General features: G+C 71.5%; 19 protein-coding genes. 9 read left to right on the forward strand and 10 right to left on the reverse strand.

Annotated elements, in window-relative coordinates:
- The first annotated feature begins 52 nt into the window (after positions 1–52).
- The 3 genes from ACIRQP_RS06430 to ACIRQP_RS06440 all read left to right on the forward strand — a co-directional run bounded on the left by ACIRQP_RS06430 (position 53) and on the right by ACIRQP_RS06440 (position 4150).
- Positions 53–901, forward strand: coding sequence for a 3-hydroxyacyl-CoA dehydrogenase family protein (locus ACIRQP_RS06430; protein ID WP_403884305.1), 849 nt, complete (start codon positions 53–55; stop codon positions 899–901).
- Positions 902–1049: 148 nt separating this feature from the next.
- Positions 1050–1373, forward strand: coding sequence for an STAS domain-containing protein (locus ACIRQP_RS06435; protein ID WP_030351976.1), 324 nt, complete (start codon positions 1050–1052; stop codon positions 1371–1373).
- A gap of 203 nt (positions 1374–1576) precedes the next feature.
- Positions 1577–4150 carry an ATP-binding protein gene (locus tag ACIRQP_RS06440; protein ID WP_403884308.1) on the forward strand — a complete coding sequence of 858 codons (2574 nt, stop codon included), beginning with the start codon at positions 1577–1579 and terminating at the stop codon, positions 4148–4150.
- Positions 4151–4359: 209 nt separating this feature from the next.
- Here ACIRQP_RS06440 and nucS read toward each other — a convergent pair whose 3' ends face one another.
- Positions 4360–5031: an endonuclease NucS gene (nucS, locus tag ACIRQP_RS06445; protein ID WP_403884311.1), complete on the reverse strand. Its 672-nt coding sequence runs from the start codon at positions 5029–5031 to the stop codon at positions 4360–4362.
- A gap of 212 nt (positions 5032–5243) precedes the next feature.
- Between nucS and ACIRQP_RS06450 the strand changes: the two genes are divergently transcribed.
- On the forward strand, positions 5244–5636 hold the full coding sequence (locus ACIRQP_RS06450) for an SCO5389 family protein (protein WP_403884314.1): 393 nt from the start codon (positions 5244–5246) through the stop codon (positions 5634–5636).
- 61 nt (positions 5637–5697) lie between these two features.
- Here ACIRQP_RS06450 and ACIRQP_RS06455 read toward each other — a convergent pair whose 3' ends face one another.
- Positions 5698–6726, reverse strand: a complete 1029-nt coding sequence (locus ACIRQP_RS06455) for an LLM class flavin-dependent oxidoreductase (protein ID WP_403884317.1) — start codon at positions 6724–6726, stop codon at positions 5698–5700.
- 210 nt (positions 6727–6936) lie between these two features.
- On the opposite strand from ACIRQP_RS06455, the gene ACIRQP_RS06460 reads away from it, so the two are divergent.
- Entirely contained in the window at positions 6937–7266 is a 330-nt protein-coding gene (locus tag ACIRQP_RS06460) for an ATP/GTP-binding protein (protein WP_403884320.1), read from the forward strand.
- 31 nt (positions 7267–7297) lie between these two features.
- Here ACIRQP_RS06460 and ACIRQP_RS06465 read toward each other — a convergent pair whose 3' ends face one another.
- The 7 genes from ACIRQP_RS06465 to mce form a co-directional block, all read right to left on the reverse strand.
- Positions 7298–8173, reverse strand: a complete 876-nt coding sequence (locus ACIRQP_RS06465) for an ABC transporter permease subunit (protein ID WP_403884323.1) — start codon at positions 8171–8173, stop codon at positions 7298–7300.
- The gene (locus ACIRQP_RS06470) at positions 8170–9351 is read right to left on the reverse strand and encodes an ABC transporter ATP-binding protein (protein ID WP_403884326.1); all 1182 of its coding nucleotides are present in this window, start codon (positions 9349–9351) and stop codon (positions 8170–8172) included. The genes ACIRQP_RS06465 and ACIRQP_RS06470 overlap by 4 nt, the downstream gene beginning before the upstream one ends.
- Before the next feature lie 189 nt (positions 9352–9540).
- Entirely contained in the window at positions 9541–10320 is a 780-nt protein-coding gene (locus ACIRQP_RS06475; RefSeq protein WP_403884329.1) for an ABC transporter permease subunit, read from the reverse strand.
- Between the two features lies 1 nt (position 10321).
- The gene (locus tag ACIRQP_RS06480; RefSeq protein WP_403884331.1) at positions 10322–11293 is read right to left on the reverse strand and encodes an ATP-binding cassette domain-containing protein; all 972 of its coding nucleotides are present in this window, start codon (positions 11291–11293) and stop codon (positions 10322–10324) included.
- A gap of 109 nt (positions 11294–11402) precedes the next feature.
- A complete protein-coding gene (locus ACIRQP_RS06485; protein ID WP_041984278.1) occupies positions 11403–12341 on the reverse strand; it encodes a cellulose-binding protein in 939 nt (312 codons plus the stop codon).
- A 153-nt stretch (positions 12342–12494) separates the two neighbouring features.
- On the reverse strand, positions 12495–16214 hold the full coding sequence (scy, locus tag ACIRQP_RS06490) for a polarized growth protein Scy (RefSeq protein WP_403884335.1): 3720 nt from the start codon (positions 16212–16214) through the stop codon (positions 12495–12497).
- Between the two features lie 159 nt (positions 16215–16373).
- Complete coding sequence (gene mce / locus ACIRQP_RS06495) at positions 16374–16802, reverse strand: methylmalonyl-CoA epimerase (RefSeq protein ID WP_403884338.1); 429 nt, start codon at positions 16800–16802, stop codon at positions 16374–16376.
- A 177-nt stretch (positions 16803–16979) separates the two neighbouring features.
- On the opposite strand from mce, the gene ACIRQP_RS06500 reads away from it, so the two are divergent.
- Positions 16980–18179, forward strand: coding sequence for an acetyl-CoA C-acetyltransferase (locus ACIRQP_RS06500; protein ID WP_403884343.1), 1200 nt, complete (start codon positions 16980–16982; stop codon positions 18177–18179).
- Positions 18180–18238: 59 nt separating this feature from the next.
- Entirely contained in the window at positions 18239–19198 is a 960-nt protein-coding gene (gene meaB, locus ACIRQP_RS06505; protein WP_403884402.1) for a methylmalonyl Co-A mutase-associated GTPase MeaB, read from the forward strand.
- A 113-nt stretch (positions 19199–19311) separates the two neighbouring features.
- Here meaB and ACIRQP_RS06510 read toward each other — a convergent pair whose 3' ends face one another.
- Positions 19312–20115 (reverse strand): PepSY domain-containing protein, encoded by an 804-nt coding sequence (locus ACIRQP_RS06510; protein ID WP_403884346.1) that lies wholly within the window; start codon positions 20113–20115, stop codon positions 19312–19314.
- Between the two features lie 116 nt (positions 20116–20231).
- Here ACIRQP_RS06510 and ACIRQP_RS06515 point away from each other — a divergent pair, with 116 nt between their 5' ends.
- Both ACIRQP_RS06515 and ACIRQP_RS06520 read left to right on the forward strand, forming a co-directional pair.
- On the forward strand, positions 20232–20894 hold the full coding sequence (locus tag ACIRQP_RS06515; protein WP_403884348.1) for a response regulator transcription factor: 663 nt from the start codon (positions 20232–20234) through the stop codon (positions 20892–20894).
- Complete coding sequence (locus ACIRQP_RS06520; RefSeq protein WP_403884350.1) at positions 20891–22492, forward strand: ATP-binding protein; 1602 nt, start codon at positions 20891–20893, stop codon at positions 22490–22492. The genes ACIRQP_RS06515 and ACIRQP_RS06520 overlap by 4 nt, the downstream gene beginning before the upstream one ends.
- Positions 22493–22672: the final 180 nt, after the last annotated feature.

Here is a 22672-nt window from a genome sequence, read left to right on the forward strand (position 1 = left end):
TAAACGGGTGTTAAGGCTGAACAGAAGCCGAACAAGAAACGTGGGGTGCGTCGTGGCAAGGAAGCTCGCCGTCATCGGGGCCGGACTCATGGGGTCCGGTATCGCGCAGGTCTCGGCGCAGGCGGGCTGGGACGTCGTCCTGCGGGATGTCACCGACGCGGCGCTGGCCAGGGGCATCGACGGGATCAGGGCCTCGTACGGCAAGTTCGTCGCCAAGGGCAAGCTCGAAGAGGCCGACGCCGACGCGGCGCTCGCCCGGATCACCACGACCACCGACCTGGACGCCGCCGCCGACGCGGACATCGTCGTCGAGGCCGTCTTCGAGAAGCTCGATGTCAAGCACGAGATCTTCCGTACGCTCGACAAGCTCGTAGGGGACGACACCGTCCTCGCCTCCAACACCTCGGCGATCCCGATCACCAAGATCGCGGCCGTTACCGAGCGTCCGGAACGCGTCGTCGGTACGCACTTCTTCTCGCCGGTGCCGCTGATGCGCCTCTGCGAGCTGGTGCGCGGCTACAAGACGAGCGACGAAACCCTCGCCAGGGCACGGCAGTTCGCCGAATCGGTGGACAAGACCTGCATCGTCGTCAACCGCGATGTGGCGGGCTTCGTGACCACGCGGCTGATCTCCGCCCTCGTCGTCGAGGCCGCCAAGCTCTACGAGTCGGGCGTCGCGTCCGTCGAGGACATCGACACCGCCTGCAAGCTGGGGTTCGGCCACGCCATGGGCCCGCTCGCCACCGCCGACCTGACGGGCGTCGACATCCTGCTGCACGCGACCGACAACATCTACACCGAGTCGCAGGACGAGAAGTTCGCACCGCCGGAGCTGATGCGCCGGATGGTGGACGCGGGTGACATCGGGCGTAAGAGCGGGCAGGGGTTCTACAAGCACTGAGCCGTGTCACCGGTACCCGCTCATCACCCCACAGGGTGAATTCGATATCGGTTCGCTTACAGACGGCAACTTCTTGGGCCGCGCGGCAGTCAGTTGTTGGAAGACGGAACAGACTACGGAGCACGGAAAGTACTCTCGGGGAGCGCATATGCACATCAGGGGCGACCACGCCGAGCTGGTCGTCGGGGGCCGCCTCGACGTACGCAGCGCGGCGGACGCCCGTACGGTCCTGCACTCGGCGGTCGACGACGGAGTCGGCGATCTGGTGCTCGACCTGACCGCACTGGACTCCTGGGACGCCACGGGACTCGGCGTCATCATGGGAGCCCACCGACGCGCGGGGCGGTGCGGCCGTAGGCTTGTGCTGCGCGGTGTCCCGCCGCAGATGCAGCGACTGCTGGTGGCGACCCGATTGCACCGCATTCTCGCCATCGAGGGTGGAATCGCCGCAGAATCGCTCCCTCGGGTCTGACCGCCCACATCACACAATTCTCATGAGATCGTGATGTCTTGGACGGCGTGGTACCCCGGCTGGACGCGGATACCCTGCTGAGGTCTAGGGTTCGGCCGTCTGCCGATTGACTGACCCGTAGACGCAGACACCGGCACCAGAAGCGACAGATGGGCGTGTGAGGCCGGGGGCATCGCACGCCACGATCTGGGGAGCTTTTCACCATGGACCCGATAGACCGGGGACCGGAAGAGTACGGCCACGACGAACGCGCGGGTGAGAGCGCGGACTCGGCACGTCCGCCGCGCGCCGAGATCGTGCCCGCGGCCGGGCCCGCCGTCCCTTCCCACGTCACCTCCGCCCATGTCACCCCGGCGCCGGCGCATCTCAAGGGCGCCGGGCCGGTCACCACCCCACCGCCCGCGCGCACGGTCCAGCTCATCTCCGGCGAGTACCTGCTGACCGTCAACCCCGTCGACGGCAGCGAGATCGAGCTCTGCCCGCCCGGCAGACAGCCCGACGCCCCCGTGCGGCGCACCGCCGCCGAACGCGCCGATCTCCAGCGCGCGGGCCGGCCCTCCGTACCGCCGGGACCCGCCGCACCACCCCTTCCGCTGCTGGAGCGCGGTGCCGAACGGGAGCGGCTGGCGGGGCTGCTGGGGCGCGGCCGGTCCGTACGCCTCACCGGCGCCCCGGGCTCCGGACGTACCGCACTGCTCGAAGCCGGCGCCGCGGACTGCGCGGACCTCGCGCCCGACGGGGTCGTACGCCTCTCGGGCCACCGACGCACCACCACCGAGCTGCTGTACGAGCTGTACGCGGCCGTCCACCACTCCGCGCTCTGCCGCCCCGACCGCGCGGGACTGCTGGAACGGGTCCATGGCATCGGCGCGGTCGTCGTCCTGGACGATCTGGAGCTGGGCGGGGAGGCGCTGGACGAACTCCTCGCCGCGACGCCCGAATGCGCCTATCTGCTGGCCGCGGCCCCCGACACCGACCCGCCCTCCGCTGACGCGGGCCTGGAGGAGGTCGCCCTGGGCGGTCTCGGCCGTGGCTCCTCGCTGGAGCTGCTCGAGCGCGTCGTCGAACGGGGCCTCACCGACGAGGAGGCGAACTGGGCGGGTGACCTCTGGTTCGAGTCCGAGGGCCTGCCGGTGCGCTTCGTCCAGGCGGGCGCGCTGCTGCGGCAGCGCGACCAACTCCGCGGCAGCTCCGAGGCATCCGACGAGTTCGAGCCCTTTGTCCGGCCTTTCGAGCGGATCTCCGACGACACGCCGCCGCACGCCGCCCGCACCCCCGACGGCTACGACATCCCGCTGCCCACCCTCGGCGAGGGCGCCGCGCCCGCGGTCCTGCTCGCCTCCCGGCTGAGCGAGTCCGCCCGCGCCACCCTGCGCTTCGCGGTCGCGCTCGGCGGTGAAGTCCCGCACCAGGCACATCTGCCGGCCCTGGTGGGCGACACCCACGCGGACGCCGCGCTCGGCGAACTGATGAGCTGCGGTCTCCTCACCCCGGTCGGCGCGCGCTACCGGCTCGCCCCGGGCGTCGTCGCGCAGTTGGAAGCGAAGGGGTACGCGGACGACGCCGTGGCCCACGCGCACACCGCGGCCCAGCACTACGCCTGGTGGGCGGGGCACCCCTCGGTCACCCCCGAACGCGTCGCCGCCGAGGCGGACGCCATCCTCGCGGCGATGGGTCCGCTGGTCCCGGGACAGGAGTCGGGACACCCGAGCGCGGCCGTCCTGCTGGCCCGCAGCGCGGCGCCCGCCTTCCTGGCGGGGCTCCACTGGGGCGCCTGGGAACGTGTCCTGCGGTCCGGCTCCGAGGCCGCCAGGATCGCCGGAGAGGTCGCGGAAGAGGCGTACTTCCACCACGAGTTGGGCATCCTCGCGCTCTGCGTCGGAAATCTGGACCGGGCCCGCGCGGAGCTGGAGGCGTCGATCGGTATGCGCGGGGCCGTCGCCGACAAGATCGGCACGGTCGCGGGACGCAGGGCGCTGGCGCTGGTCACCGACCGCGAGACGGGCCGGCCCGGCACGTCCGCGCCGCTCGCGCCGCCGGCGTTGCCGCGGGGGATGGGCGAGGCGGCGCCGTTGGGCTCGGGGCCCGGGTTCGGCTCCGACGCGGCCCCGGTCCCGGCCTCGGCCTCGGACGAGGGCATGACGCTGGTGACCCGGCGCGAGCCCCCGTCGCCCGGACCCGGCACCGTCCCGGCGCCCGTACCCCACCGCCGCCGCCCGGCGCTCGGCGCCCGCCGCAACCTGGTCGCGGCGGGAGCGGGCGCGGTACTCGCGGCCGTCCTGGGCACGGTGGTGACGCTCGGCGCGACCTCGGGCAGCGACAACACCCCGACGGACAGGGGCGGTACGGGACAGTCCCCGGACACGTACGACGGCGAAGGCGACCTGCCGGCCGACCAGCCCGCCGACGACGTGCCCCCGAACCCGGACGCCCAACTCCCCGCGCCGAGCACCTCGGGAAGCGCCGTCCCCTCGGACAGCGCGAGTCCGTCCGACTCGGCGTCACCGTCGGGCACACCGTCGGACAGCGCCTCGTCCCCCGGCGACACGCCATCGGAGCCGGACACCCCGTCCACGCCCACGTCGAAGCCCCCGACCACGTCGAGCAAGCCGCCGACCAGCCCGTCGACCCCGCCGTCGTCACCGCCCCCGACCCCGAGCGAGGACCCGACGGAAGACCCCACGGACAGCCCGCCACCACCGTCGTCCCCCCAGACGACGGTGAGCGGGCCGAACCCGGCGCTGTCGGAATCCTCGCCGGAACCAACGGAGGCGTAGGCCGGCGTAGCCGGCGGGGGCGGTGCGGGGTGCCTTCGTCTTTGGCCGGGGGCCGGCTTCCGGGGGCGGGTGTTCCCGGGTGCCGCTCCGGGCCTCGCGCCCGGGACGGCATGCTGTGCTGCGCGAGGGGGCTCCGGCACCACCCACCGCACCCCGGACAACGCCCCCCGCCGGATGGCGAAACCGACGGGAGGCGAAACGGCGCACCGTCAGAACAAGCGCAGCTTGTCGTCCTCGATGCCCCGCAGACCGTTGTAGTCCAGCACCACGCACCCAATGCCCCGGTCCGTCGCCAGTACCCGTGCCTGCGGTTTGATCTCCTGCGCCGCGAACAGCCCCCGCACCGGCGCCAGATGAGGGTCGCGGTTCAGCAGCTCCAGGTAGCGCGTCAGCTGTTCCACGCCGTCGATCTCACCGCGTCGTTTGATCTCCACCGCCACCGTCACGCCGTCCGCGTCCCGGCACAGGATGTCCACCGGGCCGATCGCCGTCGGGTACTCGCGGCGGATCAGGGTGTAGCCCGCGCCGAGCGTCTCGATTCGGTCGGCGAGCAGCTCCTGAAGGTGTGCTTCTACGCCGTCTTTGATGAGGCCGGGATCGACGCCCAGTTCGTGCGAGGAATCGTGGAGGACCTCCTCCATGGTGATGATCAATTTCTCGCCCGCCTTGTTCACGACGGTCCACACGCCGGCGTCCGCGTCGGCGCCTTCCTTCAGCGTGCAGGGCGGTGACATCCAGTTGAGGGGTTTGTACGCCCGGTCATCGGCGTGGATCGACACACTGCCGTCGGCCTTGACCAGGATGAGACGGGGTGCGGAGGGCAGGTGGGCGGTGAGCCGGCCCGCGTAGTCGACGGAGCAGCGGGCAATGACGAGACGCATGGTCGGCAACGCTACTCGACTGCCGGCGCCGCGCGCGATTCGCCCCGGAAGCCCTCTTCGTTATTGGCCGGTTGTGTTCCCATTCTGCTGGTGTGGTCCGGACAGCGCGCCTAACGTGGATGCAGGAGGTCGCCGGTCGTGCACGCTGCGTCGTCGTCCCCTCCTTCCCTGCCCGTAAGACCCCGCCTCCCGGGGTCGCGAGAGGAGAACCCATGTCGCTCGACGTCTCACCGGCACTGTTGGATCAGGCCGAGCGAGGCGAGGTCGACGAAGCGGCTTTCGTCGACTGCGTCCGGACCTCCCTGCCTTACGCATGGGAGATGATCAGTTCTCTGGTGGCACAGCTGAAGGTGGACGGTGGACAGTTCGCCGACAACCAGACGCCCCCGCCGGACGAGCAAGCACGTGGTCAGCTGTTGCGCGCGCTCGCGAGTGATGCCATTCGCGGTGCGCTGCAGCGTCACTTCGGGGTGCGTCTCGCATTCCAGAACTGCCACCGCGTCGCGGTGTTCCCGCTGGACTCCTCGGTCGACGAGCGGCTGATCCGCTTCACCTCGGTGAGGGGTCAGTTGCTCAACCAGTCACCCGAACTCCGGGACTGCTGACGCCTCTTGCTGCCGCTCCGCACCGTGTCCGACGGCCATGGTGTCGGAGCGGCAGCGTCGCTCAGGCGAGTTGGGGCAGTACGTCCGCGCCCAGCCGCCGTACGTTCTCCTCCGTCGTCGCCAGATCGCCCGAGCCCTCCATGAGCAGCGCGAAGCGGGTGATGCCGGTGCGTTCCGAGGTGGCCGCCAGCCGGTCCGCGGCCAGTCGGGGCGGGCCCACCGGATGGAGGTCGCGGAGCAGTTCGGTGTACTCCACCGGGTCCCGCATCGCCCGGATTCTGCCGTCGACCGTGACATGGGCGCCGAGGCCCTGGCGCAGCCAGCCGGGCATCGCCTTGACGAGCGTCTCGCTCGCCTCCGCGCGGCTGTCGGCGATCTGCGCCACCCCTGCCGACACATGCGCGGCGTAGGCGATCTCTTCCGCGGTACGGCCCGCCGCGCGCGCGTGCGTACGCCACAGGGCGACCATCTCCGCCTTCTCCTCGTCGCCGCAGTGCATGCCGAGGAGCATCGGCAGGCCGTGCTCGGCGGCCAGTCTGACGCTCTTGGGCGAGGTGCAGGCCATGACCGTCTCGGGGCCCGTGCTCGGTTCGATCAGCTCGTCGGGGCGCGGTACGACGGGGACCTCGCGGAAGCGGAAACGTTCCCCCGATGCCCCCACACGCGGCTCGCGCAGCCAGCGCAGCAGCAGGGCGAGGGATTCCGGGAAGTCCTCCTCGTAGGCGCGCAGGCCGTTGCCGAAGACCTCCAGGTCGACCCAGGGGCCGCCGCGCCCCACACCGAGCGTGAACCGGCCGCCGGAGACGAGATGCAGCAGCGCCGCCTGCTCGCCGAGCGCCACCGGATGCACGTTCGGCAACACGCTGACCGCCGTTCCCACCCGGATGTGGTGAGTACGGCCGAGCAGCACCCCGGCCAGGGTCACGGCCGACGGACAGACGCCGTACGGCACGAAATGGTGCTCGGCGAGCCAGACCGAGTCGAGACCGGATTCCTCCACCAGCTCGGTGGTGCGCACCGCACGGTGCAGCGCCTCCCCCTGTCCCTGGCCCGGGAACTGGGCGGCCAGTACAAAAGCTCCAACACGCATCGCCTTCTGCCTCCTTGCGGCCGACGCGACTCCCCTACGGGCAACAACGTCTGACACGTGCCAAGGGCACGGTCCGGTCTGGAAATTCTTGCGATTGTCCGGTCAGTGCCTTCCGTGCGCATGGCGGACTCATGCCGCGAGGTACGTGTACCCCGTGTCGCGGGCCGTAGGCTGGAGTGGAACCGTGCTGTCTGCCCCGTGAGGTGTCCTGTGTCCCCGCGCCGCAACCGCCCCCGAGGCGGCGAGAACCCGACCGAGCGAGCAGGCGAGGCGGGGGACCGGTACGGCGGCTTCCAGCGGTCGGAGTTCTGGCAGGGCGAGAGCTGGTCGGTGCGCCATGTCGCCGGGGCGAGCGCCGCGGGCAAGCGCTACCGCTGCCCCGGCTGCGACCAGGAGATCCCCGGCGCGCTGCCGCATGTGGTGGCCTGGCCCGAGTACGGCGGTGTCGACGACCGGAGGCACTGGCACCAGGCGTGCTGGAACGCGAAGGACCGCCGCACCACGCGGGTGCAGCGGTCCCGTAACGGGCCGAAGTACTGAGCGACGCGCGGAAGTCAGGAGGGGGGACGGCTCAGACGTCGCGCTTGTCCAGCGCGAAGAACGCCGCCACCATCGCGATCGCCGTCACGCCCAGCAGGATCCACAGCGGCTCCCAGCCCGAAGGCCCCGAGACGCGGGCATCGGTGCTGTAGAACGCCGCCATCTGGTTCGGGATCGAGTAGTTGAACAGGCCCTCGCGCAGACTCGTGAGCGACTGCGAGAACATGAACATCGCGAGCACCAGCGGCAGCAGCACCACACCGATCATGACGGTGATCGCCCCGGCGGAGTGCCGGATCAGCGTGCCGACCCCCAGCGAGAGCAGCCCGAGCGTCGCCATATAGAGGCTGACCCCGACCGTCGCCCGCAGCCAGTCCCCACCGCCGGGCGACTCCGCGCCCAGGATCGAGAGCTGGAGCGCCGACACCGTCATCGTGATCACCAGTGAGATCACGAAGACCAGCAGGAAGAAGACCAGCGACTTGGCCGCCAGCACCCTGCTCCGGCTCGGGCAGGCGGTGAGGGTCGTACGGATCATGCCCGTGCCGTACTCCGAGGTGATCGTCAGCACGCCCAGCGTGATCACGCACATCGAGCCGAGCAGCACACCGAAGAAGCCGAGGGCGAGCACTTCCTGGCCACTGGGGACTACCGGCTCGCTCGAGACCGCGGAGACCACCAGGGCCGTGAGCAGCCCGATGCCCAGCATCAGCACGATCATGACGCCGAGGGTCCACATCGTGGACCGCACGGAACGGAGCTTCGTCCACTCGGAGGCCAGGGCGTCGCCGAGATGGGCCCGGCGGACCGGGATCGGCGAGGTGTAGCCGGCCGAGGGGCCGCCCTGCCACTGCGGGGCGTGCTGTGGCGCCTGGGGCTGCGGAGGCTGCTGGTACGGGGTCGTCATCGGGCGTCCTCGTTGCTGTCGCGCTTCGTCATGTCTGCGGCGGATGCCGCCGCGGGGGCGGCCGGCGGTGCGGACGCGGGGGCGGGGGCGGGAGCCGACGTCGGTGCCGAGGCCGGGGGAGCCCCCGCGTACGGGTTGGCTCCGGGGGGCGGCGGGGCGTACCAGCCCTGCTGCGGCACCTCCGGGACGACGGGCGCCATGGAGCCCTGTGGCGGCCCGTAGCCGGGCTGGTAGGGCGGCTCGAAGCCGGCCAGCGCGTCGGCCGTCGAACGGTAGTCCACGGCGCCCTGGGTCATCCGCATGTACGCCTCCTCCAGCGAGGCCTGGTGCGGCGAGAGCTCCCAGAGCCGTACCTCCGCCTCGTGCGCCAGATCACTGATCCGCGACAGCGGCAGCCCCATGATCCGCAGGGCGCCGTCCGGCTCGGACAGCACCTGGCCGCCCGCCTCCGCGAGGGACGTGGCCAGCTTCTCGCGCCGCTGGGGATCGGTCTCCGGGGTACGCACCCGCGCGAAGTCCGCCGAGTTGGCCGAGATGAAATCCTTTATCGTCATATCGGCGAGCAGCTGACCTCGCCCGATCACGATCAGATGGTCGGCGGTCACCGCCATCTCGCTCATCAGATGGGACGAGACGAAGACGGTACGGCCCTCGGCGGCCAGCTGCTTCATCAGATTCCGGACCCAGAGGATCCCCTCCGGGTCGAGACCGTTCACCGGCTCGTCGAACAGCAGCACCTGCGGATCGCCGAGCAGCGCCGCCGCGATACCGAGCCGCTGGCCCATACCGAGCGAGAAGCCCTTGGAACGCTTCCCGGCCACGTCCTGGAGGCCGACGACCCCGAGCACCTCGTCGACCCGGGCGGCCGGGATCCCGGAGAGCTGGGCCAGCGACAGCAGGTGATTGCGCGCGCTGCGCCCGCCGTGCACCGCCTTGGCGTCGAGCAGCGCGCCCACCTGGCGCGGTGCGTTCGGCAGCTGCCGGAAGGGATGCCCGCCGACCCGTACCTGTCCGGCGGTCGGCTGGTCCAGCCCGAGGATCATCCGCATCGTCGTCGACTTGCCGGAACCATTGGGGCCCAGGAACCCGGTGACGTATCCGGGCCGTACCTGGAAGGAAAGGTTGTACACGGCCGTCTTGGCGCCGTAGCGCTTCGTCAGGCCGATTGCCTCGATCATTCTCCAGCCCCATCGACAGGTCAGGTCGTCGGGGCAGTGGCCGTTCCTGACCTAAAGCCCCCGTGAGAGTTACGAGGATATCCGTGCCTTGACGGTTCCGGCCAAGTCGTTACGACGGGGCGTCGCGGGGTGGTTCCCTCGTACGAGGTGCTGCGGAGTGGTGCGAGGAGCGGTGTCCTCGGCACGAGCCTACGCGTCCCGCTTCCGCATGACCGCGTACCCGCCCGCCAGCGCGGCCAGCACCCACAGGGCCATGATCCCGAGACCGGCCCATGGTCCGTAGGGGGCCGGACTGGAGTTCATCGCGTTGGGGACGACCTGGGTGATCTGGCGGCCGGCCTGGTCGGGGAAGTACCGGGCGACCTCCTTGGCGCCGGGAACCGCCGCCAGGATCTGCGAGACCAGGAAGAAGAACGGCATCAGAATGCCGAGCGAGAGGACGGAGCTGCGCAGCATCGCCGCGACCCCCATCGAGAAGAGCGCGATCAGCGTCATGTAGAGCCCGCTGCCGATCACCGCGCGCAGCACGTTCGGCTCGCCGATGGTCGTACCGTGCTCGCCGAGCAGCGCCTGGCCCACGAAGAACGCCAGGAACCCCGTCAGCACCGCGACCACCAGCGCCAGCACCCCGGCCACCAGGATCTTGCAGAAGAGGAACGTGCCGCGTCGCGGTACGGCGGCCAGCGAGGTGCGGATCATGCCCGAGGTGTACTCGGAGCCGACCACCAGCACCCCGAAGACCACCATCGCCAGCTGACCGAGAACCGTTCCCGAGAAGCTGGTGTACGTCGGGTCGAAGGTGGCCCGCTCCTCCAGGGAGAGATCACCGAACTGGGAGTTCAGCACCGCGGACAGCGCGGCGCCCAGGGCCACGGTCACCACCAGGGCGCTGATCAGCGTCCAGGTCGTGGAGGAGACCGTACGGATCTTGGTCCACTCGGACCGGAGGACCGCCGGTACCGATGCCATGTCAGATCCCCTCGCCCCGCCGGTCCCCGCCCCACTGGGGGCCCGCGGGTCCGGGCCCGCCGCCGGGGCCCGCCCGGGCGTGATACTCCACGGACTCCGCCGTCATCCGCATGAACGCCTCTTCGAGCGAGGCGCGCTGGAAACTCAGCTCGTGCAGCACGATCCCGTGCCGGGCGGCCAGTTCCCCCATCTCCTCGGTGGACGCCCCGTCGACTTCCAGGACGCCGCCCTCGGCCTCGACGACGGTGAACCCCTCGTCGCGCAGGACGCCTTCGAGCCGTGCGCGCTGCGGCGAGCGCAGTCGCGTGTAACCGCGGGAGTTCTCATGGATGAAGTCGGCCATCGAGGTGTTCGCCAGCAGCCGGCCCTGGCCGATCACGATCAAATGGTCGGCGGTCAACGCCATTTCGCTCATCAGATGGCTGGAAACGAAGACCGTGCGTCCCTCGCGGGCCAGACTCTTCATCAGATTGCGTACCCAGTGGATGCCTTCGGGGTCCAGACCATTCACCGGTTCGTCGAACATCAGGATCTCGGGATCGCCCAGGAGCGCGGAGGCGATCCCGAGCCGCTGCCCCATTCCGAGGGAGAAACCTTTCGGCTTCTTCTTCGCGACGGTGCTCAGCCCGACCATGTCCAGCACCTCGTTCACCCGGCTCGCCGGGATGCGATTGCTCTGCGCCAGACACAGGAGATTGTTGTACGCGGTGCGCCCGCCGTGCATGGCCCTGGCCTCCAGCAGCGCACCGATGTGCTTGAGCGGCTCCGCCAGCTCGCGGTAGTGCCTGCCGTCGATCCGTACCGAGCCACTGGTCGGGTTGTCCAGGTCGAGCATCATCCGCATCGTGGTCGACTTGCCCGCGCCGTTGGGGCCCAGAAAGCCCGTCACCACCCCCGGTCTCACCCGGAAGGAGAGCCGATCGACCGCCACTTTGCGGCCGAAGCGTTTGGTGAGCCCGTGGACCTCGATCATGCGGACCAACCTAAGGCGGCACAAAGCCCCCCGCCACCGGAGTGGCGAGGGGCGTCGCGCGATCGTTGTCCGGCCGGAAGAACGTTCCCGGCCGGGCGGTCGCCCTGGGTCAGCGGGACTGCTGGGCCGGGACGCCGCGCGAGATCGGCTCGTCGTCGGCCGGGGTGCCGGCGGCGGCCACCGCGGCACCGGTCAGCGTGGCCAGCATCTCGCGGACGTTGGTCAGCTGGGCGTTGATCGAGTCGCGGCGGTTGGTGAGCGCCGCCAGCTCGCGCTCCGACTCGCTGCGGATCCGGTCGGCCTTGGCGTTCGCGTCCGCCACGATGTCCTCGGACTGACGCTGGGCCGTCTCGACGGTCTGACGCGCCCGGCGCTCCGCGTCCGTACGCAGCTTCTCGGCCTCCAGACGCAACTGCTCGGCGCGGTGCTCGATCTCGGCCAGACGCTTCTCGGCCTTCGCCTGACGCGACGCCAGGTCGCGCTCCGACTGCTCACGCCGCTTGGCGAGGTTCGTCTCGAAGTCCGCGGCGGCCTGGGCGGCCTTGGCGCGGGTCTCCTCGAAGAGCGCGTCGGCCTCCTCGCGCTTGGACTGCGCGTCCTTCTGCGCCTCCGAGCGCAGCGTAGAGGCGTCACCCTTCGCCTTCTCGACGATACGGACGCCCTCGTCCTCGGCCTTGGCCTTGCGCTCCGAGGCGAACGACTCGGCGTCGTTGCGCACCTGCTGCGCCGCCGACTCGGCCAGCTCGCGGTGCTGTTCGGCCGCGCGGCGGGCCTCCTCGCGCAGGTCCTTCGCCTCCTCCTCGGCGAGGCGGAGGATCTTCTCGACGCGGGCGCCGAGACCGGCGTACGACGGCTCCGCGTCGCTGACCTGGGCCTGGGCGTTCTGCGTTTCGAGGTGGAGCTCCTCGATGCGCTTTTCCAGAGAGGTGATGCGGGCCAGAGCACTGTCACGGTCGGCGACGAGTTTGGTAATGCGGTCGTCCACCTGACCGCGGTCGTAACCACGCCGCACGAGCTCGAAGCCGAATGGGGAGGAAGTGTCGCTCATGGGGTTCCTGTCGAATGAGACCGGTGAGGTGATAGGGGGAATCCTAGGGGCCGAAGCGGCGTGTCATCGAGCTGATGCGGGTTTGATATGGAGAATGTCCAGCCTTTTGAGTGGCAAGTGCCTCTCCCGGCCGTGTCGGCCGCGTCATGGGCACTAACCGTCTGAAGATTTTCCACTCGAACGGGTGATCCCCGCCGCCGCACCGGCCTTGACCGGGTTGTCCTTCGCGGGCACGGCAGGTGCCTCGAACGACTCCAACGCTTCGAGTACGTCCTGAACACGGGAGATCTCGGCCTGGATGTCCTCCCGTCTGCGGACCAGTACATCGAGTTCGCGTTTGCCCTCGTCGACCGTCCGTTTGGCGTGTTGCGCGGCGTCCGCGCGCAACTTCTCGGCTTCTCTGATGAGTTCGGCCTTCTTCAGCTCTGCTTCCTTGAGCAGCCCCTCGGCCTTCTTCACGGCGGCGATACGGACCTTGCTCGCCTCCGAACCTGCCTCGGCCACCAGCTCCTTGGCCTTCGACTCGGCCTCCGCGCGCTGCTCGTTGGCCGCCTTCATCAGATTGTCGACGCGCTCGCCCGCGGTTCTCAGCTGCTCGGACGTCTCGCGCCTGGCCCGCTCGTGCAGTTGCTCGATCTCGCTCTCGGCACGCACGCGCAACTCCTCGGCCCGTTCCCGGACCGCCGTCGCGTCCCTGCGCGCGCCGACGAGCAGTTCGTCCGCGTCCGTACGGGCCCTCTCCACCAGGGAGTTGCCCTCGACGGTGGCCTCCGCGGTGATACGGCCCGCCTCCTTGCGGGCGGCCCCCACCATCGTATCGGCCTGCGTCTCGGCCTCGGTGGCGGCCCGAAGCGCCTCCTCCTGGGCCTTGTTGATGAGCTGGTCGGCCTGTTCGGCGGCGTCCGAGCGGCGCTTGGCCGCGTCCTTGCGCGCCTCGTCCAGGAGCCAGTCCGTCTCCTCCTGGGCCTCGTTCCTGAGCCGTTCCGCCGCGGCCTCGGTCTCCCGCTTGAACTGCTCGGCGTCGGCCCGCAGCCGCTCGGCGGCCTGCTGTGCGGCGCCCACCGTCTCGGCGGCCTCCGCGCGCATCCGCTCGGCCTCGCTCGTGGCCTCCCCGATGAGCCGGTCGGCCTGGCCGGCGGCGTCGCGGCGCATCCGGTTGGCGTCCTCGCGGGCCTCGGCGCGGGCACGGGCCGCGTCCTGCTCCGCCGAGGCGAGTGAGTCCGACGCCTCGGTCCGTACCCGCTGCGCGTACTCGGCGGTGTCGGCACGCAGCCGCTCCGCCTCGGCGATCGCCTCGCCGACCGTGCGCTCGGCGAGCGCCTGCGCGGCGTCCGCGTCGTCCTGGGACCGCAGCCGGATCCGGTTGGCGTCCTCGCTGGCGCGCTCCCGCTCCGCGTACGCGTCCGCGCGTACCCGGTCGGCCTCCTCCTGCGCCTCCGTCTTCGTCCGCTCGGCCGCGTGCTCGGCGGCGGCCCGCAGCCCGGTGATCTCCTGCTCGGCCTGGTCCTGGAGACCGGCGACGGAGTCCCGTACCTGCTGAGCGGTCTGCTCGGCGGCGGCCACCAGCTCCGTGGCGCGGTAGTCCGCCTCCGAGACCAGCCGCTGCGCCTCGGTCTGGGCCTCCTCGACCCGGTTACGGGCCGAGGCGAGCAGCTCCTCGCTCTGCTCGCGGGCCCGCTCGCGCTCCTGGTCCGCCTCCGCGCGGGCGGCCGTCAGCGTCTCCTCGGCCTCGCGACGGCGACGGGTCGCCTCCTCCTGCGCGGCGGCCAGCGCCTCGGCGGCCCCGGTGCCGACCCGCTCGGCGGCGGCCGCGGCCTCGGCCCTGATCCGGTCGGCGCTCTCCTGCGCCTCGGTCTTGAGCCGCTCCGCCTCCGTGGCGGCCTCGGCGCGCAGCCGTACGGCCGCGGTCTCCGCCTCGGCGCGCGACTGCGAGGCGTCGGCGGCGGCCTCGTCACGCAGCCGCTCCGCCTCCTGCTCGGCCTGTGCCTGGAGCGTACGGATCCGCTCCGCGGCCTCGGCGCGCAGCCGCTCGGTCTCCTCCGCGGCCTCGCGCCGGATCCGCTCGCTCTCGGCGCGGGCGTCGGTGAGCGCCTCCTCGGCGGAGGACAGCCGCTGCTCCGCCTCCGTGTGCAGCCGCGTCAGCTCGCCGGCCGCCTCGGCCTTACGGGACTCGACGCCCCGCTCGGTCTCCTCGCGCAGCTCGGCCGCGGCCTGCTCGGCGGCGGACTTGGTGGCCTCGGCCTGTTCCTCGCCCTCGGCGCGCATCCGATCGGCCTCGGCGCGGGTGCGCTCCAGGGTCTCCTCGGCCTGCCGGCGCAGCGTCGTGGCGCGCTCGATGGCTTCGGTACGTACCCGCTCGCTCTCGGCGGTGGCGCCGGAGCGCACCTCGTCGGCGTCCGCCTTGGCCTTCGTCAGAAGTTCCTCGGCGGACTTGGCGGCCTCCTCGATCTTCTGGACCGCCTCGCGGCGCGCCTCGCCGCGGATCCGCTCACCCTCCGCGACCGCCTCGGCCCGCAGCTGTTCGGCCTCGCCGCGCAGCCTGCGCGCCTCCTCCTGCAGCTCGACCGTCTTGGCGCGGTACTCCTTGGTGTCGTCCTTGGCCGCGCCCTTGAGCTGGTCGGCCTGTTCCGCCGCCTCGCCGCGCAGCCGGTCCGCCTCGGCCTCGGCCTCGTGGCGGATCCGCTCGGCCTCCTCGCTCGCGGACTTGGTGGTGGCCTTCGCGTCGTCGGACGCCTTGGTCAGCACCTCCTCCGCGGTACGGGCCGCCTTGGCCAGCTGGGCCGCGGTGTCCTCGGCGGCGACCGTACGGGCCTTCTCGGCGGCCTCCGCGACCAGCTTCTCGGCCTGTGCGCGGGCGTCGGCGAGCGCCTGCTCGGCCTCGGCCTTGGTCGCCTCGGCATCCTGCGTCGCCTCACCGACCAGCCGCGCGATCTCCGACTTGGCGGTACGCGTGCGCTGCTCGTTCTGCGACTCGGCGGCGGCCAGCCGCTTGACCGCGGTCTCCTTGGCCTCCGCGGCGACCTTCTCCGCCTCGGCGCGGGCCTCCCGCAGCCGCTCCTGCGCCTCCTGCATCCGCTGCTCGGCCGCGCGGCCCAGCTCGGCGGCCTGCTGGCGGGTCTGGTCGGCCTCGGCGGTGGTGGACGTACGCAGCTGCTCGGCGTGGCTGGTGGCCTCCTGCGCCTGCGAGGAGGCGGCGTTCAGCAGCCGCTCGGCGTCCCTGCGGGCCCGCAGCAGGATGGCTTCGGCTTCCGAACGGGCCGACTCGGACTCCGCGCCCAGCCGCCGCCGCGCCTCCTCGGTGACCCGGGCGGCCTCCGCGCGGGCGGCGGCCAGGGACTGCTCCGCCTCGGCGCGGGACTCGTCGAGCAGCCGCCGGGCCTGGGATTCGGTCCGGGCACGCAGCTGCTCGGCCCAGGCGACGTTCTCGTTGACATGCGACTCGACGGTCTGCCGGCGCTCCGCCAGCTCCTGGTCGAGCCGCTGCCTGCGCTGGACCGCCTCGGCGTGCAGCTCTGCCTGGAGCCTGGCCTGGTGCTCGGCGTGCTCCTGGAGGATGCGCTGCGTCTGGGCGCGCGCGTCCCGCAGCTCGCGCTCGGCGTCCGCGCGCATCTGCTCCGCCTGCATCTGGGCGTTACGCAGGTGCTGTTCGGCCTGATAGCCGAGGTCCCCGCTGTCGTACGACGAGGGACGGGTCGCCAGCGTGCGGCGTGCCTCGTGGAGCTTGGCGCGCAAGACCTCGACCTGGTAACCGAGGTCCTCGGCGTGCTGGACGGCCTTCTCCCGCGCGGTCTTCAGCCGGTCCATCTCGGCTTCGAACCGCGAGAGGTGGTCGTCGTCAGCTCGGTGGCTCTCCTGGCGTTCGTAGCCCCGCACTGCGCGGTCCCATCCGTCCCCTGGTCGCAACTGCCCAATTGAGCACCGTTCGCGGCGAACGGCCCCCCGGGGAATGGTGACAGATCTACGGCAGGGGCGCGGCCCCGGCCCGGCCCCGGCCCGGAGCGCCCCACTCTACCGGGCCGGGAATCCTTAAGGTCAGTGCTCCGGGCGGGAGGTGACCAGTTCTGTGAGTACGCCGTGGCAGTCCTTGGGGTGGAGGAACGTGATGCGGGAGCCCATGGAGCCGGTGCGCGGCTCGTCGTACAGAACGCGTACGCCCTTGTCACGGACCGCCTGGGCGTCACCGTCGACGTCCGCCGTACCGAACGCGATGTGGTGAACGCCCTCACCGTTCTTCGCCAGCCATTTCCCGACGGCGGAATCCTCCCGGATGGGTTCCAGGAGCTGGAGGTACGAAGCCCCGCCGTCGGATGTCTCGTTGATCTTGAGCATGGCCTCCCGGACGCCCTGCTCCTCGTTGACCTCGGTGTGGAAGACCTCGAAGCCGTAGGTCGCCCGGTAGAACTCGACGGTCGTGTCGAGGTCGAAGCAGGCGATTCCGATGTGGTCGATTCGCGTCAGCATGGGGACAGTGCAGCGTCACCGGGGTGATTACGCAACGTGCGCGCGATCACACGCGCTGCCTGGTGACCCGTGGGAGAACGGCTCAGTACATTGAAAGTGCACCTCACTTTGGGGGGACTCCCCCCAAACCCCCCATCTCGTTCACTCCTCAGCTGTACGCAAAGGGGATCGCGTCTCATGTCGGATACGAACACCACCACGTCTGTGATCGTCGCGGGCGCCCGCACGCCCATGGGGCGCCTCCTGGGCTCGCTGAAGTCCTTCTCCGGTGCGGAGCTGGGCGGCTTCGCGATCAAGGCGGCGCTGGACCGGGCCGGGATCAGCGGCGACCAGGTGCAGTACGTGATCATGGGCCAGGTGCTGGGGGCCGGGGCAGGGCAGATCCCGGCACGTCAGGCCGCGGTCAAGGGCGGCATCCCGATGAGCGTCCCCGCGCTCACCGTCAACAAGGTCTGTCTCTCCGGCCTCGACGCGATCGCGCTGGCCGACCAGCTGATCCGCGCCGGCGAGTTCGAGGTGGTGGTCGCGGGCGGCCAGGAGTCGATGACCAACGCCCCGCATCTGCTCCCGAAGTCCCGTGAGGGCTACAAGTACGGCTCCATCGAGATGCTCGACTCGATGGCGTACGACGGACTGACCGACTCGTTCGAGGACATCGCCATGGGTGCCTCGACGGAGAAGCACAACACCCGGCTGGGCATCGAGCGCGCCCCGCAGGACGAGTTCGGCGCGCTCTCCCACCAGCGGGCCGCGGCGGCGCAGAAGAACGGGGTCTTCGAGGCCGAGATCACGCCCGTGGAGGTCCCGCAGCGCAAGGGGGACCCGGTGCTCTTCGCCCAGGACGAGGGCATCCGTGCCGAGACGACGGTGGAGTCCCTGGCCAAGCTGCGGCCCGCGTTCTCCAAGGACGGCACGATCACGGCCGGCACGTCCTCGCAGATCTCCGACGGTGCGGCGGCGGTCGTGGTGATGAGCAAGGCCAAGGCCCAGGAGCTGGGTCTTGAGTGGATCGCCGAGATCGGCGCGCACGGCAATGTGGCGGGCCCGGACAACTCACTCCAGTCCCAGCCGTCGCACGCGATCCAGCACGCGCTGAAGAAGGAGGGCATCGGCGTCGAGGATCTCGACCTCATCGAGATCAACGAGGCGTTCGCGGCCGTCGCGGTGCAGTCAATGAAGGACCTCGGGGTTTCCCCGGAAAAGGTGAATGTGAACGGCGGTGCGATCGCCCTCGGGCACCCGATCGGCATGTCCGGCGCCCGGCTCGTCCTCCATCTCGCGCTGGAGCTGAAGCGGCGCGGCGGCGGAACCGGCGCGGCGGCCCTGTGCGGCGGCGGCGGCCAGGGTGACGCGCTGATCGTGCGCGTGGCCAAGTAGGAACCAAGCGGGAACGAAGCGGTGCGGGTACGGGTACGGACCGAAGGAACGGAGCTGTGATGCAGGACGTCCCCGAGCTGGTGGCTCAGGCACGAGAGGGCCGGCCGCGGGCCGTGGCCCGGCTGATCTCACTGGTCGAGGGGGCGTCCCCGCAGCTGCGCGAGGTGATGGCCGCGCTGGCACCGCTCGCGGGCAACGCGTATGTCATCGGTGTGACCGGATCGCCCGGTGTCGGCAAGTCGACCTCCACCTCCGCGCTGGTCTCCGCGTACCGCAAGGCGGGCAAGCGGGTGGCGGTCCTGGCCGTCGACCCCTCGTCCCCCTTCTCCGGCGGAGCGCTGCTCGGCGACCGCGTCCGGATGTCCGAGCACGCCTCCGACCCCGGCGTCTACATCCGCTCCATGGCCACCCGGGGCCATCTCGGCGGACTGGCCTGGGCCGCGCCGCAGGCGATCCGAGTGCTGGACGCGGCGGGCTGCGACGTGATCCTGGTGGAGACCGTCGGGGTCGGCCAGTCGGAGGTCGAGATCGCCTCCCAGGCCGACACCTCGGTGGTGCTGCTCGCGCCGGGCATGGGCGACGGCATCCAGGCGGCCAAGGCCGGGATCCTGGAGATCGGCGATGTGTACGTGGTCAACAAGGCGGACCGCGACGGCGCCGACGCGACGGCCCGTGAGCTCAACCACATGCTGGGCCTCGGTGAATCCCGGGGCCCCGGCGACTGGCGGCCGCCCATCGTCAAGACCGTCGCCGCGCGGGGCGAGGGCATCGACGAGGTGGTGGAGGCCCTGGAGAAGCACCGCGCCTGGCTGGAGGAGCACGACACCCTCGCTCTGCGCCGCGCCCGCCGCGCCGCCCGCGAGGTGGAGACCATCGCGGTCACCACGCTCCGCGAGCGCATCGGCGATCTGCACGGCGACCGGCGGCTCGGCGCGCTGGCGGAGCGGATCGTGGCGGGGGAACTGGACCCGTACACGGCGGCGGACGAACTGGTGGCGGGGCTGACGGACGGGGCCTGACGGAGCGGGGCCGACGCACCGAACCGCCCGGCCGCGGTGGCCGGGCGGAGGAGCGGGTGGACGGTGCCGGTGAGGGCGGCTCTGCCGTCCCGGTGAGGCGGCGCTCAGCCGTCTCAGTCGTCGTAGCCGTCGTCGTCGTGACCGTCGTGACCGTGGTCGTCGCTGTCGTCGTGACCGTCGTCGTAGCCGTCGTCGTCACCGCGGTCGTCCCGGCTGTCGTCGTAGCGGTCCACGGTGACCTTGCCGGTCTTGGCGTGGACGTTCAGCTCGTGCGCCCGGCCGTCCTTCCCCCGTACGTCGATCTCCCAGAGGCCGTTGTGGTCGTCGTCGATCTCGGCGGAGGTCACCGTGCCGGGTACGGAGGCGAGGGCGGCGGCCGTCGCGCGCTGGACGTCCACGGAGGCGGCGCCCAGCGCGGCACGGTCGTCGCGGTGGTCGTCGTCATCGTCGTCGCTGTCCACCCGCACCCTGCCGGTGGCCCCGTCGACGCGCAGTTCGTACCAGCGGCTGTCCTTCCCGAACAGGTCGATCTCCCAGTGGCGGTCGCTGTCGTCGTCGTCCCGCTCGACGGAGGCCACGGCGCCCGGGTACTCCTTCAGGGCCGCGGCGGCGGCCTCGCTCGCGGTCAGGCTCGTACCGCTCCCCGCGGCCGGCTGCGGCTTCGCCGGCGCACGGTCGTCCTTGCCCCTGCCCTGGGAATCGTCCTGGGAGCCGTCCTGGGAGCCGCCCAGGGAGTCGTCCAGGATGTCGTTCCCGGAGTCGTCCGACGCCGCCCCCAACTGCGCGACCGGCGCGGGCCGCGCCGCCGTACCGGTGGTTTCCCGGCCGTCGTCCCCGCCCATGGCGACCGCCGTGTAGGCGCCGCCGCCGACCAGTGCCGCCGCGGTGATGGCTGAGATGACGAGATTGCGCTTCATGAAGGGTCCTCCCCGAGTCGGTCCGTGTGGAACGACTTCAATGTGGCGGAGGGAAGCTGAAGCCAGCCTGAAGCCACCTGAAGTGATCTTCAGGTTCCGTTTGGGAAGCTGGGGCCATGCGCTTGTTGATCGTGGAGGACGAGAAGCGGCTCGCGGTGTCGCTCGCCAAGGGGCTGAGGGCCGAGGGCTTCGCCGTCGATGTCGTCCACAACGGCCTCGAAGGGCTGCACCGGGCGGGCGAGGGCGTGTACGACCTGGTCGTGCTCGACATCATGCTGCCCGGCATGAACGGCTACCGCGTCTGCGCCGCCCTGCGCGCGGCCGGTCATGACGTACCGATCCTGATGCTCACCGCGAAGGACGGCGAGTACGACGAGGCGGAGGGGCTGGACACCGGCGCCGACGACTATCTGACCAAGCCGTTCTCGTACGTCGTGCTCGTCGCCCGGGTCAAGGCCCTGCTGCGCCGCCGCGGTTCGTCCGGCGCCTCGCCCGTGCTGCGTATCGGGAGCCTCAGCGTCGACACCGCCGCCCGCCGTGTCTTCCGGGACGGAACCGAAGTGGCGCTCACCGCCAAGGAGTTCGCGGTGCTTGAGCAACTGGCGGTCCGGGCCGGCGAGGTGGTCGGCAAACCGCAGATCCTGGAGCACGTCTGGGACTTCGCCTATGACGGCGACCCCAACATCATCGAGGTCTACATCAGCGCCCTGCGGCGCAAGCTCGGCGCCGCGGCCATCCAGACGATACGCGGCGCCGGGTACCGGCTGGTCGCGTCATGAGCGCGGGCGGACGCCGGTTCGCGTCCTCCGTACGGGCCAGGGCCTCGCTCGGCGCGACGGCCGTCGTGGCGGTCGCGCTGGTGGCCGCCGGGATCGCGGTCGTCCTCTCGCTCCGCGCGAACCTCACCGGCCAGGCGGACCGGAGCGCCGACGCCGCGGCGCGTGCGGTCGCCCTGGACATCGCCTCGCTGGTGCCGGACCAGAGGTCGTACGCCGGGCTCGACCTGCCGGACGACACGGAACACCCCGTGCAGGTGACCGACGAGGGCGGCCGACCGCTCAGGGCGAGCGAGGACCTCCAGCGGATCAGCGGTACGGGGGTGTCCGCGGTGACCCCCGCGAAGAGCCCCGCTCCGGGCGACTCCGCCGCGCCGGGTACCGCGGCGCCGGGCACCGACGACGACAGCGGCGACGACGACAACGGTACGGACGACAACGGCGGCGACGACGACGGGGGTGACGACCGGGGCGGGGACGACAACGGGGGCGGGGACGACGATCCCGCGGTCGGCGAGATCAGCGACCGCACCACCTACACCAACGGCAGCGCGACGGTCGACGCCAAGACCGGTGACTATCGCTTCGCCGCGGTCGAGGTGACCGACCGCGCGGGCGAAACGGTCGTCGTCCACGCGGGCGCCTCGCTCGCCGACCGGCAGACCGCGGTCAACACGACCACCGTCTCCATGCTGCTGGGGCTCCCCGCCCTGCTGCTGGTCGTCGGGGGAGTGACCTGGCTGGTGACCCGGCGGGCGTTCCGGCCCGTGGAGGGCATCCGGCGCGAGATGGCGGCCATCACCGCCTCGACGGATCTCTCCCGGCGGGTGCCCGAGCCGGCCACGGACGACGAGGTGGCCAAGCTGGCCCGTACGACCAACGAGACGCTCACCGCGCTGGAGGCCGCCGTCGAACGGCAGCGCCGTTTCGTGGCGGACGCCTCGCACGAACTGCGCAGCCCCATCGCCTCGCTCCGTACCCAGCTCGAAGTGGGCGACGCCTACCCGGAGTTGATGGATGTGCCCGGCGCGGTCGCGGACACCGTACGGCTCCAGCAACTCGCCGGGGATCTGCTGCTGCTGGCCCGGCTGGACGCGGGGGAGCGACCGGGGCGGTCGCGGTTCGACCTGGGCGCGCTGGTCCGCGAGGAGGTCTCACAGCGGACCACGGACCGTATCCCGGTCACGCTCGATGTCCGGCCGGGGCTCGAAGCGGCCGGATCACGCGGCCAGTTGGCCCGGGTGCTGGGCAATCTGCTCGACAACGCCCAGCGGCACGCGCACGCGTCGGTCACCGCGTCCGTGTACCGGTCGGGCGGTCAGCTGGTGCTCGCGGTCGCCGACGACGGCTCCGGGGTGCCGGAGGCGGAGCGCGAGCGGATCTTCGAGCGGTTCGTACGGCTCGACGACGCGCGCAGCCGTGACGACGGCGGCGCCGGTCTCGGTCTGGCCATCGCCCGCGATGTGGCCGCGCGCCATGACGGCACGCTCACGGTCGGCCGGGCTCCTGAGGGGGGCGCCCTGTTCGAGCTGCGCCTGCCCAGACCGGACGGTGCGAGCACCGGTGGCACAGACAGCACAGACAGCACAGACAGCACCTGAGCCGGGCAGCCGGCCGTGGAACGGGGTCGGGGGGGGGGGGGGGGCCCCCGCGCCCCCCCCCCCCCCCCCCCCCCCCCCCCCGCGGGCCCCCCCCCCCCCCCCCCCCCCCCCCCCCCCCCCCCGGCCCCCCCCCCCGCCCCCCCCCCCCCAAAACCCCCCCGCCAAAAAATCCCCCAAGGC

The sequence above is a fragment of the Streptomyces sp. NPDC102274 genome (assembly GCF_044766385.1).
Taxonomy (GTDB): Bacteria; Actinomycetota; Actinomycetes; order Streptomycetales; family Streptomycetaceae; genus Streptomyces.

What these genes read in the sequence shown, in the direction of transcription:
- ACIRQP_RS06515 (WP_403884348.1), top strand. Translation starts at nt 20,232, where the DNA reads ATGCGCTTGTTGATCGTGGAGGACGAGAAGCGGCTCGCGGTGTCGCTC.
- ACIRQP_RS06455 (WP_403884317.1), bottom strand. Translation starts at nt 6,726, where the DNA reads ATGCGTGTTGGAGCTTTTGTACTGGCCGCCCAGTTCCCGGGCCAGGGA.
- ACIRQP_RS06435 (WP_030351976.1), top strand. Translation starts at nt 1,050, where the DNA reads ATGCACATCAGGGGCGACCACGCCGAGCTGGTCGTCGGGGGCCGCCTC.
- mce (WP_403884338.1), bottom strand. Translation starts at nt 16,802, where the DNA reads ATGCTGACGCGAATCGACCACATCGGAATCGCCTGCTTCGACCTCGAC.
- ACIRQP_RS06520 (WP_403884350.1), top strand. Translation starts at nt 20,891, where the DNA reads ATGAGCGCGGGCGGACGCCGGTTCGCGTCCTCCGTACGGGCCAGGGCC.
- ACIRQP_RS06475 (WP_403884329.1), bottom strand. Translation starts at nt 10,320, where the DNA reads ATGGCATCGGTACCGGCGGTCCTCCGGTCCGAGTGGACCAAGATCCGT.
- ACIRQP_RS06510 (WP_403884346.1), bottom strand. Translation starts at nt 20,115, where the DNA reads ATGAAGCGCAATCTCGTCATCTCAGCCATCACCGCGGCGGCACTGGTC.
- ACIRQP_RS06485 (WP_041984278.1), bottom strand. Translation starts at nt 12,341, where the DNA reads ATGAGCGACACTTCCTCCCCATTCGGCTTCGAGCTCGTGCGGCGTGGT.
- ACIRQP_RS06500 (WP_403884343.1), top strand. Translation starts at nt 16,980, where the DNA reads ATGTCGGATACGAACACCACCACGTCTGTGATCGTCGCGGGCGCCCGC.
- ACIRQP_RS06450 (WP_403884314.1), top strand. Translation starts at nt 5,244, where the DNA reads ATGTCGCTCGACGTCTCACCGGCACTGTTGGATCAGGCCGAGCGAGGC.
- ACIRQP_RS06465 (WP_403884323.1), bottom strand. Translation starts at nt 8,173, where the DNA reads ATGACGACCCCGTACCAGCAGCCTCCGCAGCCCCAGGCGCCACAGCAC.
- nucS (WP_403884311.1), bottom strand. Translation starts at nt 5,031, where the DNA reads ATGCGTCTCGTCATTGCCCGCTGCTCCGTCGACTACGCGGGCCGGCTC.
- ACIRQP_RS06480 (WP_403884331.1), bottom strand. Translation starts at nt 11,293, where the DNA reads ATGATCGAGGTCCACGGGCTCACCAAACGCTTCGGCCGCAAAGTGGCG.
- ACIRQP_RS06470 (WP_403884326.1), bottom strand. Translation starts at nt 9,351, where the DNA reads ATGATCGAGGCAATCGGCCTGACGAAGCGCTACGGCGCCAAGACGGCC.
- meaB (WP_403884402.1), top strand. Translation starts at nt 18,239, where the DNA reads ATGCAGGACGTCCCCGAGCTGGTGGCTCAGGCACGAGAGGGCCGGCCG.
- ACIRQP_RS06440 (WP_403884308.1), top strand. Translation starts at nt 1,577, where the DNA reads ATGGACCCGATAGACCGGGGACCGGAAGAGTACGGCCACGACGAACGC.